Origin of the sequence: Streptomyces sp. (genome assembly GCF_050698815.1) — a bacterium.
Lineage (GTDB): Bacteria > Actinomycetota > Actinomycetes > Streptomycetales > Streptomycetaceae > Streptomyces.
In genome coordinates this window covers 1-3,046 of sequence record NZ_JBOHCV010000257.1, presented here as the reverse complement: position 1 = coordinate 3,046, position 3,046 = coordinate 1, and the positions used below count along the sequence as shown (strand labels likewise).

Annotated in this window: 3 protein-coding genes; 2 read left to right on the top strand and 1 reads right to left on the bottom strand. The window is 72.1% G+C overall.

Features of this window, described 5'->3' with window-relative positions; translation table 11 throughout:
* The first annotated feature begins 239 nt into the window (after positions 1–239).
* Positions 240–857: a TOPRIM nucleotidyl transferase/hydrolase domain-containing protein gene (locus ACRDP3_RS09520; RefSeq protein ID WP_431516429.1), complete on the top strand. Its 618-nt coding sequence runs from the start codon at positions 240–242 to the stop codon at positions 855–857.
* 139 nt (positions 858–996) lie between these two features.
* Here ACRDP3_RS09520 and ACRDP3_RS09515 read toward each other — a convergent pair whose 3' ends face one another.
* Positions 997–1,917, bottom strand: coding sequence for an SCO1860 family LAETG-anchored protein (locus ACRDP3_RS09515; RefSeq protein ID WP_431516428.1), 921 nt, complete (start codon positions 1,915–1,917; stop codon positions 997–999).
* Between the two features lie 397 nt (positions 1,918–2,314).
* On the opposite strand from ACRDP3_RS09515, the gene ACRDP3_RS09510 reads away from it, so the two are divergent.
* Positions 2,315–2,917, top strand: a complete 603-nt coding sequence (locus tag ACRDP3_RS09510) for a hypothetical protein (RefSeq protein ID WP_431516427.1) — start codon at positions 2,315–2,317, stop codon at positions 2,915–2,917.
* Positions 2,918–3,046: the final 129 nt, after the last annotated feature.

Here is a 3,046-nt window from a genome sequence, read left to right as displayed (position 1 = left end):
GGGCCGGCCGGATCAGCTCGTCAGCGTCGCCGGGTCGCTGACGCCCGGGGCGCCCGTAACATGAGTCGCCGACCTCGCGGGGGTGTGTGCGGACGTGGGCCAGAGGAATCTTCCAAGAAGAGCGGGTGCAAGGGGAGAGCGCCGTCATGAACAGCCGTCAAAGACAGGGGTGTACCGCCGACCGGCACGCTGGCGGAAATTCCGTACCGCGGTGGCCGGGAAGGGCGGAGACTCGTCTCATGGCTGACATGGGGTCGTTCCGGGAGGCGATCACCGCATGGGCCGCCGGTGGCACCGGCAGCCCCGCGCGCGAGCTGGCCGCGCGGCTGCCCGTCCGTACGGCCGTTCTGCTCGAAGGACCGAGCGACGCCGCAGCGGTCAGCGCGCTGGCCGCCGGCCGCGGCCGGAACCTGGCGGCCGAAGGAGTCTGCGTCCTGCCGATGGGCGGCGCGATGAGCGTCGGGCGCTTCGCCCGCCTCCTCGGGCCATCCGGCCTGGGCCTCCGCCTCACGGGACTGTGCGACGAGGGGGAGCGTCGCTACTACGCCCGGGGCTTGGGGCAGGCCGGTGCAGCGCAGCCTGAGTTCTTCGTCTGCGCGGCGGATCTGGAAGACGAGCTCATCCGCGCGCTGGGCGTGACACGGGTGGAGGAGCTCGTCCGGGAGGAGGGCGACCTGCCTGCCCTGCGGACCTTCCTGCGCCAGCCGGCGCAGCGTGGCCGCGCCTCGCAGCAGCAGCTGCGGCGCTTCCTCGGCACGAAGAAGGGACGCAAGATCCGTTACGGCCGCGTACTGGTCGAGGCCCTTGATCCCGACCGCATACCCGCCCCACTCGACGGCCTGCTCACCAGCCTCTGACCGCTGGAAACACCTTCCTCACAGAAGCCCACCGCACCCCGGGGGCGGTAATGCGGTGGGCTTCGGTGAGAGCAGGACCGGGCCCCTCGAGACGCAACCAAGCAGGCGGGCCTTGAGGTGCTGCCGGTCCCGCGTGGCGTCAGCTGTTCCGAGCGCCGCGGCGGCGGACCATGTACATCGCGCCACCACCGGCGACGAGGAGCGCGCCCAGGCCGGCGATGATCGGCGTGGCGGAGCTGCCGCCGGTCTCGGCGAGGCCGTCACCGCCGTCGTCGCCGGTCTGGGGGCCGGGCTCGTTGCCCCCGGTCCCATTGCCCCCGGTTCCGTTGCCGCCGCCCATCGGTGTCTCGCAGGTGGCCTCCGAGAGCACGATGTCGCCGGCAGCCTTCACGATGTTCAGGTTGGCCGGGTTCACCTCGTACGACAGCTTCAGCGCTGTGGCGACTCCCGAGGCGGCCTGAGTGGTCTCCTGTTCCACGGTGACGTCGACGGTGCCCACGCCGGGCACCTTGACCTGCTGGCTGCCGACTCCGTTGACGGTGACCGGCTTTCCGAGGACGGAGACGTTCTCCAGGTCGGCCTCGGCCGTGGGCTTCTCGCCGGCCTCGCAGGTGGCGGTGGCGGTGAGCAGGTCCGCGCTCACCAGCGGCTTGCCGATCAAGCCGGGTGCGAAGGCCCGCACCCCGACGAGCTTTGCGTGGCCGACGGACCGCTGTGCGCCGGCCTTGGCGCTGGAGCGGGCGACTTCGGCCTGGACCAGCTTCACCGGCTGACCCTTGTTGGCGCCGTTCACCTCGGCGGTCAGCAGCGTCTCGTCGGCGTCCCGGGGTGCGCTGACGGCGTTGAGGGACGCCTTGACCGGAACCTTGGCGGCGTTCGCAACGGAGACGTCGAGGTCGGCACGGGCCGCGACGGCGGTCGCCTTGCCGGTCGAATCGGAGTGCCCGTCCACGTGAGCGGCATGGGCGGGAGCGGAGGCCATCGCGCCGCCGACCATCACAGTGGCGGCGCCCAACAGCGCGGACCGGCGTATCCGCGAGCCCAAGACATGCGTGATCAACTGGGGAACCTTCCAGGGGACATGGAGCCACCGACGCCGAACCATCAGGACTGCGGGACCAGTCGGGGCTTTGGTCCGGGGAATGATGCCGCTCAGCCGATCGTGGTGCAACTCCCAGTAACCCTATTTAGTGAAAGTCAGTTGCTCTATTCGATATCCGTTCGAGCCCCCCGCGCCCCGCATCACCCCGGGACCGTCACGCGTTGCGTGGCTGCCGCAGGCAGGCCGGCTGCCCGGCCGTCGCGCCGGGTGGGCGGCGGGTGTTCCGGCGGGACGGTTCGAAGCGGCGTGTGCAGGGGTCTTGCGCTCCTGTGCCGCACGGGATCAGGATTCACCTCGCTAGTGACCCGCCAGTAACCGAGCCCCGTCGGGGCTGGAACGGGAAGAAGGTCCTGCCATGCCGTCGATTCGCCGCGCCGCCGTCACGGGCCTGGCCGTTCTGCTGCTCTCCGCGCTCGGTGCGGCACCGTCCGCCGCCGCCACTCCCTCCGCAGCCACCCCCGGTCCCGCCACTCCCGGCGTCGGCGGCTACACCGACCCGGGCTTCGCCGCGGACTGCACCTTCCGCCACTTCGGCGAGGGCGAGACGCCGCCGCTGAGCATGCTGGGGTCGGAACCGCTGTGCGTCGAGTACGCCAAGCGGGACATCACCGTTTCCAACGGCGGCGCGGTGAGGTTCCTGCTGGCCGAGCCCACCCGCTTCGCGATCGCCGTTCCGGCCTGCCGCTACTGGCAGTTGGACCACTGGAGCGTGCAGGTGCGGCCCGGCGGGCCCACCTTGGTGGGCTGGGACGGCAGCTACTGGTTCGACAAGTCGGCGGGCACGGCGGGCGCGGCGGTGCGCAACCTGACCGTCGCGGGGCAGCCGGCGGAGCCAGAGGAGGCCGCTGCCGCGCTGCGCCCGTACGATGCGCGGCTCGCCGACGCGCTCGAGAAGGCGGCAAGCGGCGTCTCGGTACAACTTCCCACCTCTCTCCCGTGCGTGGGGATCGGCACATGAGCCCCCGGCCGTCCCGGCGGCAGCTCGTCGCGGCGCTGACGGGTGCCCTGGTCGCGGTCGGCAGCGGCCTGGTCTCCGCCCCGCCGGTGGCCGCCGCGCCCACCGGGATCGCGCCCGGCGGCACCGGGC

Coding starts and splice junctions, on each gene's coding strand:
- ACRDP3_RS09520 (WP_431516429.1), top strand. CDS start 240: ATGGCTGACATGGGGTCGTTCCGGGAGGCGATCACCGCATGGGCCGCC.
- ACRDP3_RS09510 (WP_431516427.1), top strand. CDS start 2,315: ATGCCGTCGATTCGCCGCGCCGCCGTCACGGGCCTGGCCGTTCTGCTG.